12 protein-coding genes and 1 riboswitch are annotated in these 15706 nt (G+C 72.9%); of the genes, 6 read left to right on the top strand and 6 right to left on the bottom strand.

Annotation, left to right across the window (positions count from 1 at the left end; genetic code table 11):
• Positions 1-8: 8 nt before the first annotated feature.
• Entirely contained in the window at positions 9-1190 is a 1182-nt protein-coding gene (locus AC07DS_RS00685; protein WP_479141338.1) for a hypothetical protein, read from the bottom strand.
• Between the two features lie 365 nt (positions 1191-1555).
• Here AC07DS_RS00685 and AC07DS_RS00680 point away from each other — a divergent pair, with 365 nt between their 5' ends.
• Positions 1556-1933 carry a PadR family transcriptional regulator gene (locus tag AC07DS_RS00680; RefSeq protein ID WP_479142119.1) on the top strand — a complete coding sequence of 126 codons (378 nt, stop codon included), beginning with the start codon at positions 1556-1558 and terminating at the stop codon, positions 1931-1933.
• Positions 1930-2946, top strand: a complete 1017-nt coding sequence (locus AC07DS_RS00675) for a hypothetical protein (RefSeq protein WP_479141336.1) — start codon at positions 1930-1932, stop codon at positions 2944-2946. Before AC07DS_RS00680 ends, AC07DS_RS00675 begins: the two co-directional genes overlap by 4 nt.
• Positions 2947-2961: 15 nt before the next feature.
• On the opposite strand, the gene AC07DS_RS00670 is transcribed toward AC07DS_RS00675, so the two are convergent.
• Both AC07DS_RS00670 and AC07DS_RS00665 read right to left on the bottom strand, forming a co-directional pair.
• The gene (locus AC07DS_RS00670) at positions 2962-3927 is read right to left on the bottom strand and encodes a DUF1152 domain-containing protein (protein WP_479141334.1); all 966 of its coding nucleotides are present in this window, start codon (positions 3925-3927) and stop codon (positions 2962-2964) included.
• 73 nt (positions 3928-4000) lie between these two features.
• Entirely contained in the window at positions 4001-5365 is a 1365-nt protein-coding gene (locus AC07DS_RS00665) for an FAD-dependent oxidoreductase (protein WP_479141333.1), read from the bottom strand.
• Positions 5366-5532: 167 nt separating this feature from the next.
• Here AC07DS_RS00665 and AC07DS_RS00660 point away from each other — a divergent pair, with 167 nt between their 5' ends.
• Positions 5533-6594 (top strand): NAD-dependent epimerase/dehydratase family protein, encoded by a 1062-nt coding sequence (locus AC07DS_RS00660; protein WP_479141332.1) that lies wholly within the window; start codon positions 5533-5535, stop codon positions 6592-6594.
• A gap of 19 nt (positions 6595-6613) precedes the next feature.
• Here the strand turns inward: AC07DS_RS00660 and AC07DS_RS00655 are convergent, their stop codons facing one another.
• Positions 6614-8716 carry a C40 family peptidase gene (locus AC07DS_RS00655; protein ID WP_479141330.1) on the bottom strand — a complete coding sequence of 701 codons (2103 nt, stop codon included), beginning with the start codon at positions 8714-8716 and terminating at the stop codon, positions 6614-6616.
• 10 nt (positions 8717-8726) lie between these two features.
• Positions 8727-8898, bottom strand: a riboswitch (cyclic di-AMP (ydaO/yuaA leader).
• 330 nt (positions 8899-9228) lie between these two features.
• On the opposite strand from AC07DS_RS00655, the gene AC07DS_RS00650 reads away from it, so the two are divergent.
• Positions 9229-11211, top strand: a complete 1983-nt coding sequence (locus tag AC07DS_RS00650) for a DUF1996 domain-containing protein (protein ID WP_479142117.1) — start codon at positions 9229-9231, stop codon at positions 11209-11211.
• 83 nt (positions 11212-11294) lie between these two features.
• Here the strand turns inward: AC07DS_RS00650 and AC07DS_RS00645 are convergent, their stop codons facing one another.
• Together AC07DS_RS00645 and AC07DS_RS00640 are read right to left on the bottom strand one after the other, a co-directional pair.
• Positions 11295-11990 carry a lipoprotein gene (locus AC07DS_RS00645; RefSeq protein WP_479141328.1) on the bottom strand — a complete coding sequence of 232 codons (696 nt, stop codon included), beginning with the start codon at positions 11988-11990 and terminating at the stop codon, positions 11295-11297.
• Positions 11991-12082: 92 nt separating this feature from the next.
• Positions 12083-12760: a class I SAM-dependent methyltransferase gene (locus AC07DS_RS00640; RefSeq protein ID WP_479141327.1), complete on the bottom strand. Its 678-nt coding sequence runs from the start codon at positions 12758-12760 to the stop codon at positions 12083-12085.
• Between the two features lie 85 nt (positions 12761-12845).
• Here AC07DS_RS00640 and AC07DS_RS00635 point away from each other — a divergent pair, with 85 nt between their 5' ends.
• Complete coding sequence (locus AC07DS_RS00635) at positions 12846-13304, top strand: flavodoxin family protein (protein ID WP_336115447.1); 459 nt, start codon at positions 12846-12848, stop codon at positions 13302-13304.
• Positions 13305-13520: 216 nt separating this feature from the next.
• Entirely contained in the window at positions 13521-15689 is a 2169-nt protein-coding gene (locus AC07DS_RS00630; RefSeq protein ID WP_479141326.1) for an acetoacetate decarboxylase family protein, read from the top strand.
• Positions 15690-15706 lie beyond the last annotated feature (17 nt).

The raw sequence follows: 15706 nt of genomic DNA, 5'->3' as shown, positions 1-15706 counted from the left end.
CTCCTGGCTCACGCCGGGTCGGTGGTGTCCGTGCCGTCGCCGTCAGGGGAGGCGTCCGGGCGCGAACCCTTCGTGCTGAACTTCAGCCGTTCGAAGGTCCGTGTCAACTGCTGCAGCGCGGAGGGCGTCCGGTCGCCGGGCCGCTCCGGCCGGCGGGGCGAGGTGTGCGGGGCGGGCGCGTCGCGGTAGGCGGCCAGTGCCTGGTGGGCCTGCTCGGCGGCCTCCCGGTACAGGTCCCGGGACTTCGTCATGGCCTCCAGCGCCTCGGCGTACATCGCGACCAGTCGGCGTTCCCGCTCCAGCTCCTCCTGGAGGGTCAGCAGGGTCCAGTTGTCGCGCAGGTCCGCCAGTGCCTCCGCGGCGCCCCGCGGCAGCGGCCGGGACAGGGCGGCGAAGTGCCGCAGGGTCGCTACGAGTTCGGCCGGCTCGGAGCCGTCCAGGAAGACGCTGCGCACGCTGTGTTCCCGGCGGTCGTAGCCCTGCGGCACGGGGTCCGGTGGCAGCAGTACGGCACCGCCGCGCGGCACCTCGACGCCGAGGTCCTTCAACGCCCAGTTGACGGCTCGGAGCTGCTGCGGCGCGGCCCGGTGTTCCAGCACGCGGTGCCGCAGCCCGGGCGGCAGCAGCTGGGCCAGCGGCAGCCGGCCGCGCTCGTCCGGGGTCATCGCCTCGTGCACGACGAGGTTCACGCACCAGGCCTCGCGGGACGCGCCCCGCAGCCGGCGCCGCATCTCCTTGTCGTCCTCGGGCAGCGCGTTCACCTGCCGGAAGCGCAGGCCCGCCACGGTGGGGTGGTGGTCCCAGGCGCCGTCGGCGCCCTCCGCCGGCCCGGCCTCGGGCCAGAACAGCGTCGCAGGCGAGGGCCAGGCCTCGTCCCAGGGGCGCTCCGCCTCCGCGACGAGCGTCCACTGCCGCCCCTCGGGCCGGTCCTGCAGGGGGACGAGGGTGAGGCGGGCCCGCACGGCCACGCTGCCGTCGGCCCGCCAGCGTGCCTCGAAGATCTGTTCGCGGGGTTGCCCGGGGGATTCCCCGGTCGCGGGGGGCTCGGCGAAGTCGTCGATGTCCCCGCTCTCCCTGTGTCGGCGCAGGGTGCGGCGGACGACGTCCTCGGCGGCGGGACCGGTGTGGCGGCCGCGGGCCGCCCAGAGGGTCTGCGGAATGGTGGCGTGGTCGGTGGCGGAGTTCGACATGGGCCAATCTGCTGATGGGGGCGGGTGCGCCTCCCAGTATCACCGCCCGGGGGCGGTACGGGTCGGGCGGGGCCCCGGCGTGGCGCGCCCCCGCGGCCGCGTGCCCCGCGTACGGGGTGTGCGCCCCGCACCCGGGGGACGCGGCGCCCGCATCACATGACCGCTGTTCACACGTCCCCGGACCGTCCCTCGGTACCGAAAACTGTCCGTCGAACGGGGTCCGCCCTCCCATCCGTTCAGGGGCAGGCCCCGTTCACCATGTGCGGTGAGCCCGCCGGGTCCCGCGCAGGACGGCCGTGCCCGCCGGTACATGGCTCGATATATATCGGCTACCGATATATTCTGCTCGCATGGCATCGAGGAACATGACCAGAGCGGCGTTCTTCGTCCTCACGGCGCTGGCCGACCAGCCGCGGCACGGCTACGGCATCCTGCGCGAGGTCGAGGAGCTGTCCGAGGGAGAGGTGCAGTTGCGGGTCGGCACCCTCTACGGGGTGCTGGACCGGCTGACCGCCGACGGACTGATCGTGCTGGACCGGGAGGAGGTGCAGCAGGGCCGCCTGCGGCGCTACTACCGGCTCACCGAGGACGGAGTGGCGGCCCTCGACGCGGAGGCGGAGCGCATGGCCGCCGGCGCCGGGGCCGCCAAGCGGCGCATCGCCGAGGGCCGCCGGGCCGCCGCACCGGCCGACACCGCCCCCAAACCCCCCACGGCACCCGGACTCGCGGGAGGCTTCGCATGACCACGCTGCTGGAATCCCGCTACCGGGCCGTCCTTCGCCTGCTCCCCGCCTACTACCGGCGTGAACGGGAGGAGGAGATGGTCGAGACGTACCTGTGGGACGTCGACCGCGACACACAGGACCAGAGTCGGCCCACCCTGGGCGAGGCGGCGAGCATCGCGGCCCTCGCCGTGCGCAGCCGGCTGGGAGCGCCGGGGGCGCCGCGCCGCTACGTCCTCCTCGGCTCCACCGTCCGGCTCTTCGCGCTGTTCGCCGTGCTGATCCAGGCGGCCGCGGGGGTCGTCGAGCTGGTCCTGGAGCTGACCTGGGCCGTCGGCCGGGGCGGCTCCGGGCGGCATCTGTTCCTGTCGCAGTTCACCGACCAGGGACTGCTCACCGCGGTGGTCACCGCCGCCCAGTGGATCCTTCCGCTGCTGTGGACGGTCGCGTACTTCGCCCTCCTCCACGACCGCCGACGCCTCGCCCGGACGGCCGCGCTGTGCGCCGCGCTGCCCACCCTCTGGCCACTGCTCGGCCCGCTGACGGGCGCAACGGTCCCCGCGGACCCGGCGTTCGCCGCCTCCTTCGGGCTTCTGGCCTGGCTGCCGGCCCTCGCGCTGTGCGCCTCCCACCACCGGGACGCACCCCCGGCCCGGCTCCCCGCCGGTACACCCGGGCTGGTCCTCATGACCGCCTGTGTGGTGATGGGGGCGTCCACCGTGGTGCTGCCCGCCCTCCCCGACCTGGCGTGGGCCCCAGCGAGCTGCTTCGTCGTCGGCGCATTCGGCTGGCTCCTGTGGCAGATCCGGAGCGGTGACCGTACGACGCCGGGCGGCACGCTCGCCCTGGCCGCTCTCGGCCTGCTGATCCTGGCCGTCCGGGTCGCGGCTCTCTACCCCTGGCTCCATGTGCCCGTGCCCGGCGCCTACCTCGGCGGCGGTCTCGTGCAGACGGCCGCGCTCGCCCTGCTGACCCTGACGCTCGCGGTGGTCGGCCGCCGGGACCTGGTCGAGGCCGAGCCCGGACTGTCGTGACCGGCGCGCCCCGGCTCAGTGTGGGAACGCCCGGGGCGCCCGCTGGCGCGGCAGCTCGTCACGGAACCCGGCGATCACCGAGCTGATCTGCCGCATCAGCATCGTGCCCTCCAGCCGGTCGAGGTAGAGGTTCGCACGGGCCAGCGCGGGCAGGTCCACACAGAAGTAGAGGGACATCAGCGGGTTGACGAACAGCTCGCTGTCCCGGGTGCGCTCGGTGAACCGCACGTCGCCGAAGTCCCCGCGCACGGCGGCCGCGACCGAGCCGTGGACGATGCTGGGGTGGCTCTCGTGGCACTGCTGGGCGTGCGCCACCGCGTCGAGATAGAGCCCGCCCTCCTGGCTCGCCCCGGGGAGCGAGAACGCGCCCAGATAGGCGCCCTCGCGGTCCAGGGCGGCCAGGTTCTCCAGGAACAGGGAGTGGTTGACGCCGTGGTAGGCGTCCACCCCGAAGCCCAGGCAGGCCACCAGCCGGTGCGGGACCTCGTCGAGACCGGCGACGGCGGCCAGGCTCGCCATGTCCTCCTCCGGCGTGCCGAGCCCGTGTTCGTCGCCGCGCATCAGGATGTCGGTACCGCCGTCCACCAGCACGACGGCGTCCACGCCGCCCAGATGATCGAGCAGCGCCCGGTAGGCGGCGCGCAACGGCTCGACGCCCGTACGGGGAAAGGCGTACACGGTGTCGGGCATCCCCTGCGACCCGAGCCATCGGGCGAGCGCGCGCTCGGGGAAGTAGTCGCCGCGCAGCGGGGTGTCCGGACGGACGGCGGCGACGTCCTCCGCCACCCAGGTGTCCAGGCTCAGGCCGTACAGGTCGGAGAAGGACAGGTTGGCCAGATGGACCTCCGCACCGGCCGACCGCAGTGCGAACGCCAGGGGCAGTCCGGCGTAGACGTCGAAACCGCCGCCCGCACCGGCGACGAGCACCCGGCGCGCCTCGCGCAGGCGGGTGAAGAAGAGGGGCTCACGCAGGGAGAACACCTCAGGACCCTAACAGGGGCCCTGGGAGGCCTCGTTGGACTTGCTTCCGAGGCCTCCCGGGCGCTCCCGGGAATCAGGCTCCGCTCTCCCGGAGCATGTCCTCGCGCTCGACGATCTTCACGCGCTCACGGCCCTGCGGCTCGCCGAGGGCTCGCTCGGCGGCGTCGAGCTTGTACCAGCCGTCCCAGGTGGTGAAGCGGACCTCGCGCTCGGCGAGGAACGCGTCCACGGACTCCGGCGCGGGGGAGTGCGGGGTGTGCAGACGGCCGTTCGTGAAGTCGTCCAGCAGGTTGGAGACGGTCTCGTTGGCGTCGCCCTTGGTGTGGCCGATCAGACCGACCGGGCCGCGCCGGATCCAGCCGGTGACGTACGTCGACCGGAGGTGGTTGCCGCTCTCCTCGACGACCCGGCCGCCCTGGTCCGGGACGGTGCCGGACTCGATGTCCCACGGCAGCTTGGGCAGCTTGTCGGAGAGGTAGCCGACGGCGCGGTAGACCGCGGTGACGTCCCAGTCCTTGAACTCGCCGGTGCCCTTGACGTTGCCGGTGCCGTCGAGGGCGGTGCGCTCGGTGCGCAGGCCGATCACCCTGCCGTCCTCGCCGAGGATCTCCGAGGGCGACTCGAAGAAGTGCAGGAACAGCTTGTGCGGCCGGTCGCCGACGTCCCGGATCGCCCAGTTCTCCAGGGTCTTGGCGACCATGTCGGCCTGCTTGTTGCCGCGCCGGGTCTCGATCGAGCCCGCGTCGTAGTCGATGTCCTCGGGGTCGACGATGACCTCGATGTTGGGGGAGTGGTCCAGCTCGCGCAGCTCCATCGGGCTGAACTTGGCCTGTGCCGGGCCACGGCGGCCGAAGACGTGGATCTCCACGGCCTTGTTCGCCTTCAGGCCGTCGTGGACGTTCGCGGGTATCTCGGTCGGCAGCAGCTCGTCCGCCGTCTTGGCGAGGATCCGGGCCACGTCGAGCGCCACGTTGCCGACGCCGAGCACGGCGACCTTCTCGGCCTCCAGCGGCCAGGTGCGCGGCACGTCCGGGTGGCCGTCGTACCAGGACACGAAGTCGGCGGCGCCGTACGAGCCCTCCAGCTCGATGCCCGGGACCGGCAGATCCCGGTCGGCCGTCGCGCCGGTGGAGAAGATCACCGCGTCGTAGAAGGAACGCAGGTCGTCCAGGCTGATGTCGTTCGGGTAGTCGACGTTGCCGAACAGCCGGATCTGGGGCTTGTCGAGCACCTGGTGCAGGGCGGTGATGATGCCCTTGATCCGCGGGTGGTCGGGCGCCACGCCGTACCGGATCAGGCCGAACGGGGCGGGCATCCGCTCGAAGAGGTCGATGGAGACGCCGGGGTCGGCGGCCACCTCGGACTTGAGCAGGGCGTCGGCGGCGTAGATCCCGGCGGGGCCGGCTCCGACGATGGCTACCCGCAGGGGGCGCGGCATGATCAGTTCCCTTCGAGCGTGATCAGATACTCGAGTGGGAAGCCTAGACTAAGGCAGACCTAAGTTAGTACACGGGTCCGGTCTATGACCTCATAAGTGGATCTTATGACTTCTCCAGGGGTCTCTTATGGAGGTCTCCTGCCCGGGGTCCCGGCGGAGGAGGGCGCGTGGGCGTACGCGGGGAGACGACCGTCGTGGTGACCGGCGGCAGCGGCTTCGTCGGCAGCCGTCTCGTACGCCGGCTGCTGGAGCGGGGATACCAGGTCCGCACCACTGTACGCAGCACCGGCGACGCGGCGAAGGTGCGGCCGCTGTGGGAGATGCAGGAGGCGTTTCCGAACCGACTGGCGTTGTTCGAGGCGGACTTGCTGAAGGAGGGCTCGTTCGACGAGGCGTTCCGCGGCTGCCCGGTCGTCTTCCACGTGGCCTCGCCGTTCCTCATGCCGGAGCGGATCAGGGACGCCCGGCGGGATGTGGTGGACCCGGCGCTGCTCGGCACCCGCAACGTGCTGGCGAGCATCGCGCGGACCCCGGAGGTCCGGACCCTGGTGTTCACCTCCACCGTGGGCGCGGTGTTCGGTGACTACGCGGACGTCCTGCACATGGACGGCCAGGTGCTGTCCGAGCGGTACTTCAACACCACCAGCACGCCCGAGAACAACCCCTACCACTACGCCAAGACCGTCGCCGAACGCGCGGCCTGGGAGGCCGAGGCCGCACAGGGCCGCTGGCGCATGGTGTCCGTCAACCCCGGCCTGATACTGGGCCCTTCCCTCACCCCCGCCTCCGAGTCCGGCAGCCTCTTCCTTCTCGACGAGCTGTTCAAGGGCTACTTCTGCTACGGCGCCCCCGACTTCAGCTTCACCACGGCCGACGTGCGGGACGTGGCCGACGCGCACATCGCGGCCGCCGAGAACCCCGGGGCCAAGGGCCGCTACATCGTGGCGGCCGATGCGATGACGTCGTTCCACGAGATGGCACGCATCATCCGCACCCGCCACCCCTACGACCCGCGCCTGCCGCGCACCGCGCTCCCGCACTGGCCGGTACGCATCCTGGGTCCCTCCTTCGGCCTCACTCAGGACTACATACGCAAGCACCTCGGCATCCGCTTCCGCGTCGACAACCGCCGCGGTGTCGACGAACTGGGGCTCACCTACCGGCCGGTGGCCGAAACCTTGCTCGACCACTACGAGAGCTGGCGCGCGCGACGGCGCCGACCGGGCTGAGGCGAGTCCGCCCGCGGCGTCACGCCGGCCGGATCACCCGGTGGATCGCCGCCTCCCCGGCGCCGTAGATCGACTCCTCGCGGATGTACGACCCCGGGCCCGGCGCATGGATCATCATGCCGCCGCCGGTGTGCAGGCCCACATGCCGGTCGTCGTCGAAGAAGAGGACGAGGTCACCTGGTTCGAGTCCGGCCAGCGTGACCGGCGTGCCCCCGAGCGCCTGCTGGTGCGCGGCCCGCGGCAGCGTGACCCCGGCCGCCTTCCATGCCGCCTGGGTGAGGCTGGAGCAGTCGTACGAGTCCGGCCCGGTCGCACCCCACACACACGGCTTCCCGACCTGCGCCCGAGCGAAGGCGATGGCCTTCTCGGCGCGTAGGGCGTGGGGCGACTGCGGGGCGGTGGTGGCGGGCGCGTACGAGCCGGTGTCGGTCGTGGTGGGAACGGTTGTGGTGGGAACGGTGGTGACAGGCGCGGCGAAGGAGCCGGTGCCGGTCGGGAAGGGGGCGACTGCGGCAGGGGCAGGGGCAGGAACCGGGGGTGGGGTGAACGTGGGGGCGCCGGCGGTTACGGGCGGGGTGAAGGATCCGGTGTCGGTGGGGAGGGGTGCGGCGAAGGCCCCCGTGTCGGTGGGGAGGGGGAAGGCGAAGGATCCGGTGTCGGCCGGAAGCGGCGCGGCGAAGGCCCCCGTGTCGGTGGGGAGGGGGAAGGCGAAGGATCCGGTGTCGGCCGGAAGCGGCGCGGCGAAAGCGCCGGTGTCGGTCGGAAGGGGTGCCGCGAAGGACCCGGTGTCGGTGGGGAGGGGGAAGGCGAAGGCGCCGGCGTCGGCCGGAAGCGGCGCGGCGTAGGCGCCGGTGTCGGTCGGAAGTGGTGCGGCGAAGGACCCGGTGTCGGTGGGGAGGGGGAAGGCGAAGGCGCCGGTGTCGGTCGGAAGGGGTGCCGCGAAGGCCCCGGTGTCGGTGGGGAGAGGCGCCACGAAGGCGCCGGTGTCGGTGGGGAGGGGTGCGGTGAAGGACCCGGTGTCGGCCGGAAGCGGTGCGGCGAAGGACCCGGTGTCGGTGGGGAGGGGGGAGGCAAAGGCGCTGGTGGCGGCCGGAAGTGGCGCCGCGAAGGACCCGGTGTCGGGCTGAAGGCCTGCGGGCAGTGGCGTGGCGAAGGAGCCCGTGTCGGGCAGAGGGGCCGTCGTGGCCGGGCGGTTGTAGGGCTCGGTGCCCGCAGGAAGCGCGGCCGCGCCGAGCGAGCCGGCCGCATCCTGTGCCGGGAACACACCGGGTGCCGCCCACTGCGGTGCGCGCCACTGGTCCTCGGCCGGCTGCGACGCCTGGCCCCCCGCGGCGCCCAGGGCGTCCGGCGTGGCGGCTGCGGGGCCCAGGGCGTTGCCGCGGGACAACACGTCCCGGGCCGCGGCGAGTTTGCGCCGGTTCTCCGCCTTGGAGGCCGCCGGGGCGGGCCGCCGGGACCCCGCGGCGGGGGCGGGCAGTGCCCGGGGCTCCTGCTGCGGGGCCGCCGGGGCGGCGGGGAGAGGCAGGGCGGCCGGCTGCGCCGAGGTACGGCCCGCCGGTTCCAGCATGGCCCGGCTCGGCGGCTCGGCAGCGGCTCGGCCGGGGAGTTCCAGCGCGGTGCGGTCGCCCGCTGCTTCCATGGCCCGGCTGGTCAGTTCGGGAACGGCGCGGCTCGTAAGTTCGGGGACGGACCGAGCGGTCAGCTCGGCTACGGCCCCACTCGGCAGCTCCGGCAGCGCACGGGCATCCGTCCGCCCCGAGGGTCCGGCGGGCAGCTCCGGCAGACCGCGTCGCGGCGCCTCCCGGTCACCACCGGGGCGATCGCCGCCGCCGCGGTCCGAGGAACGGGCCGGGGTGGCCGGCCGGTCGGGCATCCGGTCCGCCGGCAGGACCGCGGGTACGGAGGGGCCGAGCTTGGCCCGCGCCCCATCGAACCACTCCTTGGCCACCTCGTCGAGCGCCGGATCCGAGCGCCGCTCCGGCCGCTTGGCCAGCGGAACACCACGAGTCCGTGTCGCCCCCGCCATGGCCCGTGTCGCGTTGAAGTTCCCCGTGTCGACCTCGGCCCGGTCGTAGAGGGAGTTGATCCGCTGCCGGACCTCGTCGCGGCTGTCCGTCGCCATGAAGGGACGCACTCCTTCCGTGCTCCGCCTACCGAGTCAGCTGTCGGGTTCGGGCGGTCGGTTCCGGAAGGCGTGCCCTACGGCCTTCGCCTGCAAGGGCGTTGGCCGATTCACCCCGAAGTCGGTCGGGTCCCCGGTTCCGGTCGCACTCCACGGTGCACCGGATTCGGCGGAGGCCACGCGGCCCGGCGCGGTTCGCCGGGGGAGCCGTGCGGCCTGGCCGTCAACCTAGCCAATTTGTGTGGCCCGTGTGAAGGTTGAAGTGCGTAATGTCCGATACAGATATGTGATGTTCGTCTTGGCATTCGAGATGACTCACCCTCTGGGTGGCACGGTGCCTATGAGATTCTGATGAATTCTCGGGACGCCTGAACACTCGGGCGCTCGGATCCGTATGGGGCGGGGGATTTCCATGCGAGCCGCTCGACAGACTCAGAGGTACTTCCGTGGGACGCAACACGCGCAGACGCCCGACCCGTGCACGACGCGCGACCTTCGCAGCGGTCGCCCTGATGCTGGGCGGAGGCGGGCTCGTCGCGGCGAATGTCTACGCCTCGGCCACCGAGGGCACATGGGGCGGCGGCACCGACGCGACCGGACAGGTCCGCTCCGCGGGCATGGCCACGATCGACTGCCCGGACGTCGGCAGCCGCCTGACGACGGTGCCGGACGACGCCCGTGAGGCCGTCGACCGTGAACTCGCCCAGCTGGACCAGCAGACAGCGGCCGCGTACCAGCAACTTCAGGCGTCGGCCGAGTCCGTGCGCCAGGACCCCACGGCCGCGGACGAGCCCATCATGAACCCGCTGAAGGAGAAGCGGTCGGCCACGATCGAGCGGATCGCCGCCGCCATCGACCAGGCGGGCGACCGGCCGGAAGGACTGGAGTCCCTCGCCGCCTGCACCCTGCGCCCCGCCCAGGACGGTGCGGGCGGTGACACCGGCAACGCCGGCCAGGGCAGCGCCGCCCCGAGCGACGGAGCCCAGCAGGGCTCCGGCCAGGGCCAGAACGGTGCCGGCCAGGGCGGCAACGGCCCCGTCGCCTCCGACTACGCGGACATCACCTCCGTACAGCCGAACGTGCCGAACCCGCCCCAGCAGGACGACGCCTCGCGCGGCACGTTCACCTCCGAGTGCGGTGTCAACGCGGGCGGCCTGTTCAACTCGGACAACGTGATCGTCGCACCCGGCGTCTCCAACGGCGCCCACCACTTCCACGACTACATCGGCAACCAGTCCAACAACGCCTTCGCCAGCGACGACGTCCTGGCCAACGCCCAGACCAGCTGTGTGGACCAGGGCGACAAGTCCACGTACTACTGGCCGGTGCTGCGGCTGCAGAACGGCAAGCAGGAACGGGACGCCGGCGCCCCGGGCGGCGGCACGGAGGGCAACGCGGGCCAGATCGTCACGGCCAAGCAGGTGACGCTGACCTTCGTGGGCAGCCCGCGCGGCAAGGTCACCGAGATGCCGCGCCTGCTGCGCATCATCACCGGCGACGCCAAGGCCTTCGTCAACGGCCCCACCAACGCCAACGCCTCATGGAGCTGCACCGGCTTCGAGGACCGGCAGCTGAAGGACAAGTACCCGCTGTGTCCGTCCGGCAGCGACGTGGTGCGCACCTTCCACTTCCAGAGCTGCTGGGACGGCCGCAACATCGACAGCGCCAACCACCGCACCCACGTGGCCTTCGCCGGCCCCGACGGCGCCTGTCCCGAGGGTTTCCGGGCGATCCCGCAGCTGGTCCAGCGCATCGTCTACGACGTCGCCGCGCCGAGCCTGGACGACGGCGGGCGGACGGTGCCGTTCTTCGCGGTGGACTCCTTCCCCGAGCAGCTGCACAAGCCGGTCACCGACCACGGCGACTTCATCAACGTCTTCGACGAGGACCTGATGCGCGAGATGGTCGACTGCATCAACTCCGGCCGGACCTGCGGACCCCGCGGCGATGACGACTCCGGTGCCACCACGGCCCCGAGCCCGAGCGACGACAACGGTGCGTCGGACGCCCCGGGCACGGGCACCGGCGGTGCCACGGCCGAACCCGCCACGAGCACCCCGGCCGAGCCCGCCCCGGCCTCCTCCGAAGCGACGCAGGAGCCCAGGACCGACGCGACGACCTCGCCGGCGAACACCACCAAGCACGACAAGCCCGCCAAGCACGACAGCCAGTCCTCCCAGCAGGACGGCCGGACCAAGCAGGACAGCGAGGGCGGGCAGACCGCTCCCGCGAAGGCCGACAAGGCTTCCCCGGCCGCGCCGTCCGACTCGGGCGCCGGCGAGGTCGGCCAGGCCACCCGGACCCCTGCCGGCGGTCAGGCCGCCGAGTCCCCGGCCGCGCAGGCGCAGCCCCCCGCCAACCAAACGGAACCCCAGGCGGTCCAGGGCGGCGGCCTCGCCGAGACCGGCGCACACCTGTGGCCCGCGGCCATCGGCATGTTGCTCGCCCTGTCCGGCCTCGTCATGCTGCTCCGGGCCAAGCGCTTGAGGTACTGACCGCACGGCACGGAACGGCGGAACGGCGGCCCCACCCTCCAGCGGTGCGGCCGCCGTTCCGTCGTCCGGAGCCGCGGTGCTCGTCAGCGGACGCGCAGGGTCTGCTTGGCGAGTTCGTAGGCGGGCACCATGGCGTTGTGCTCCTCGGTGTCCATCCCGCCGAGGTGCAGCACGACCGGGCCGTCGGGCGTGGAGACCGCCAGGGCGCTCTCCTTCTTCGTCTCCTCCAGCAGCTTGCTCGTGTAGAGGTACTCCACCTCCACGCCGGACAGGCCGGTGGCCGTCCTGAAGGAGCGGTACTTCTCCTTGCTGGTGTTGTCCTCGGCGGCGACGAACTGCCGCAGGACGGTGCGCGCGTCGGCGTCGCCGGGCTCGCCGGTCCACACCCGCAGGAAGCCGATCCTGCCGGCGGGCTTGGCGTCGATCTCACAGGCGGTGGTGACCGGGCCCTGGCGGAGGAAGGCGTCGGCGACTGCTCCGCCGAGGTCGCCGTCCGACCCCTTCGACGCCTTCGACAGTTCCTTCTCCGCGTCGATCCCCTTGGGCTTCCAGCTCTTGGCGACGTCGAAGCTGACGGGCAGTTCGCAGGCCGAACCGGCGGCGCCGACGGTGCCGCCGCGCGCCGCGACGGCACTCTCGGCCCCCGCGCTCCCGGCGGCCGACGGGCTACCCGTCGCCTTCGCCTCCCCGTCCGGCGACTGGGAGCAACCTCCCAGTACCGCCGCCAGCACCACCGCCTGGACCACCCTGCCCCGCACGGACCCCACCCTGACCTGCACTGTCGTTTCCCCTCCTGTTGAGCGCCGCCACTGTAACCGAGGACATCGGCACAGCCGTACGCATTGAGAGGGGGCCGGTGATGGGGGCGTGCTCAGTCGCCGTCGCGCCGGCAGTGCAGGAACAGGTGGGGCTCGGGTACGGCGTCGGGATGGGCCGGGGAGAACGTGGCGTGCTCCTCGGACAGGACCGTCAGGCCCGCCCCGGTCACCAGCCGCGTGAAGTCCCCGGCGGCGAAGCTCGTCACCCGCACCGGCTGCCCCATGAACACCGCATCGACGGCCTCCACGTCGAGGGGCACGGTGGCCAGCACCGCGAGCCCGCCGGGCCGCAGGGCACGAGCCATGCGGCCCACGACGGCCAACTGCTCGGCGCGGGACATCTGCAGCAGCGAGAAGTACCCGCACACCGCGTCGAACGAGCCCTCCGGGAGCGGCAGTTCACGGATGTCGGCGAGCCGGAACTCGGCCTCGGGCACCTGCCGGGCGGCGATGTCGACCATCACCGGGGAGACGTCGACGCCCAGCACGCTGTGCCCCGCCCCGGCGAGGGTCTGCGCGGTCGGCCGTCCCGTCCCGCTGCCCACGTCCAGCACCCGGCTGCCCGGCTCCAGCCGGTCCAGCAGCCACCGCAGCGAGGCGCGGTGCGCCTCGGACGACACGAACGCCTTCTCGTAGTCCAGACCCAGTGCGTCGAACACCACGGCTGCCGGTGCCCGCTGCTCGTCCTCGCCCAAGACCGCTCCTCCCGTGTCCCGCCAGGTGCCCGGCATCGTCGCACTCCCGTCCCACCGCCCACAATGCCGCGCGCCGGGTGCCGTTTGCGGACCGCGGCGCCCGCAGGGCAGGGTTCGGCACGTGCCTACCTTGCTGATCGTCCATCACACGCCCTCGCCCAACTGCCAGGCCATGTTCGAGGCCGTCGTCTCCGGCGCGACCACGCCGGAGATCGAGGGCGTCCGCGTCGTACGGCGGGCCGCCCTCTCCGCCACCGCCTCCGACGTCCTGGAGGCCGACGGCTACCTCCTCGGCACCCCGGCGAACCTCGGCTACATGTCCGGCGCCCTCAAGCACTTCTTCGACCAGGTCTACTACCCCTGCCTGGACGAGACGCGAGGCCGGCCCTTCGGCTACTACGTCCACGGCGGCAACGACGTCACCGGCGCCGTCCGCGCCATCGAGGCCCTCACCACCGGCCTCGGCTGGCGCCGTGCCACCGAGGCGGTGACCGTCACCGGCGAACCCGGCAAGGGCGATGTGCAGGCCTGCTGGGAGCTGGGCGCCACGGTCGCCGCCGGGCTCATGGCCGAGGCCTGACCGGGGCGTCGTCGGGGAGCGGGCCTGTAGGCCGTTCGGGTGTCGGACGGACGTGGCCACGGCGCCGCTCGCGCGCGGGACCGGAGCCGGCACACACCCTCTACCTGGGTGGATGAAGGTGCGGGCGCGGCGCCGCTGGCCGACGATGAGGAAGGAGACCGCGTCCCCGAGGGGCGGTCGTGCCCGTCGAACGTCGTCGAGCCGAGGGAGCGTCGCATGGGAGCGGACGGCCACATACGCGGACGGACCGCCCAGGACGAGCAGGACACCGAGGAGTTGCTGCGCCGGTGCGCACGGGACGTGGTGGACGTCGCCGAAGGCATCCGCGAGGTGTCCACACGCACCCGCACCGCGCTGTTCGCGCCTGCCCTCACCGCTTCCGCGCGCCGCCGTCCCCGTACCGGTCTCGCCGCCCGGTGGGCGCTGCTGCGGGCCCTGACGAACAAGGACGGCCTGGGCGGCTCCGCGATCAAGGAACCGAAGGGCGTGGGACGTGTGCTCGGCGCGGCCGGCGATGTGCTCGGCCGGGAGAGCCTGGCCGCGCTGGTGGCCGTCACCTCCCTGCGTCTGAGGATCGCCGCCGTGCTGTTCGACCACCCCGAGTTCGCACGCGACCCGGGCATGCGCCGGCTGATGACCGCGGTCACCGCCGACCGCGACCTGGAGGCCGTACGGGCCCTGCGCGCCCTGTTCAGGGACCAGTGCGCCCAGCGTGCCCTGTCCGGCCTCGCGCCGCTGACGACCGAACTCCTCGCCGTCCGCGCCCTGCTGGACGAGGACCCGAAGAACGACGAGACCGGCTGGGCGCTCGCCGCCGGTTCCGGCCGGTCCGCCGGTCCGGTGCACGGCAGCAGCGCCGCCCGTCTCGCCGGCACGGACCAGGGCGGGGGAGCGGCCGAGGCCGTCGACCTCTCCGGCCAGGAGCGGCAGACCATAGCCACCGAAGGCTCCCTCCTCGGCTTCCTGCGCAACATCGAGGTGGTGTCCGCGGGCGGGCGGATCCTGGTGCAGAACGTGCGCGGCCCCGACGGCGTCGTCCGGTACGTCGTGCAGGCGCCCGGTACGACGCCCGGACGCCCCCGCAACGACTCCCCGCAGGACCTCGTCGGCGCCTGGCGCAGCCTCTTCACGGCCGAATCGCCCCACACCCGCTCGATCCTGCTCGCGCTCGCGGACCACGGCATCCCGCGCGGCGCCGACCTCGCCCTGATCGGACACGGCGAGGGCGGAATCGCGCTGATGAACCTCGCTCAGGACGAGGAGTTCTGCCGCGCCTACCGGGTCACCCATGTGATCGCGGTGGGTTCCCCGGTCCACAACAGGAGGCCCGCCGACCCGCGCACCTGGGTCGCAGGCATCACCAACCAGCACGACCTCGTGCCCGTCCTCGACGGCCGGGACGCCCGCTCCGCCTTCGACCCGCACCCCAACCGGTACGAGGCCGACTACGCCGGACCCACGCGCGAGTTCCCGCTGTGCCACATGCTCCGCGAGTACACCGAGCACCTGCGGACCGTCATCCCCGAGGTCCGCAGGGACGTCGACGAGGCGCTCGCCCCCTACCTCGGCCCCGTGGTGCGCACCCAGGCCTACCGGCTCAAGGACCGCGCCCGGCCGCCCGAGGGCTACCCCTTCCTCACCGTCCCCACCACCCCGCTCCCCACCACGACCGGCCCCGTCGACGTCCCGGTGCGCTACTACGACTCCTCAGCCGCCCACCTCTGCTTCGCCGTCGACGCCGCGGCCGCGCGCGGCCTGCTGCCCGACGTCACCTGGATGGTGCCGAGCAGGCTGGGCCGGCGAGCGCTCGCGGTGCTGTCCCTGTACGAGCACCGCTGCTCCACGATCGGCCCGTACGCCGAGATCGCCCTGTCGGTGCTGGTGGACGACCTGTGGCGGCCACGCCCCTACGACATCGCCGCCGACCTGCTGCGCCGCGTCGACCTGCGCCGCACCGGCCGTTACGTCCTCTCCCTCGCCGTCAGCAGCGAGGAGGCACGCGTCGTCTCCCGGCAGATCTGGGGCCAGCCCGCGGTCCGCATGGCGGCCGAAGCCGATCTGATGAGCCGTGACCTCGGTGTCAAGGCACCGGGACTCGGGCTTGCCGTCAAGGGACGCCTCGGCCGGGGCCTGCGCTGCCCCGAAGCGGACTGGACCCTCTACGGCAGGCGCGGCGAGAGCACCGTGCGCACCCTGGTCCGGGCCCACGGACGGCTGCGGCTGCACACCGGGACCGGGGTACGGCTGCGCCTGGGCACCGCCGCGGCCGAACCCATGGCCGGGCAGCTGCGCCGGCTCGGCATCGACACGGCTCTGCCGCTCTTCGTGCTGTCCTGCCCGCAGTTCGTCTTCCACCGCAGCGCCGGAGCCGTCCTGCCGCGCTGACCCCGCACGCACACCCG

Source organism: Streptomyces sp. NPDC044064 (assembly GCF_056434245.1).
The sequence above is the reverse complement of the archived record's forward strand: the minus strand, read 5'-3'. Positions and strand labels throughout refer to the sequence as shown.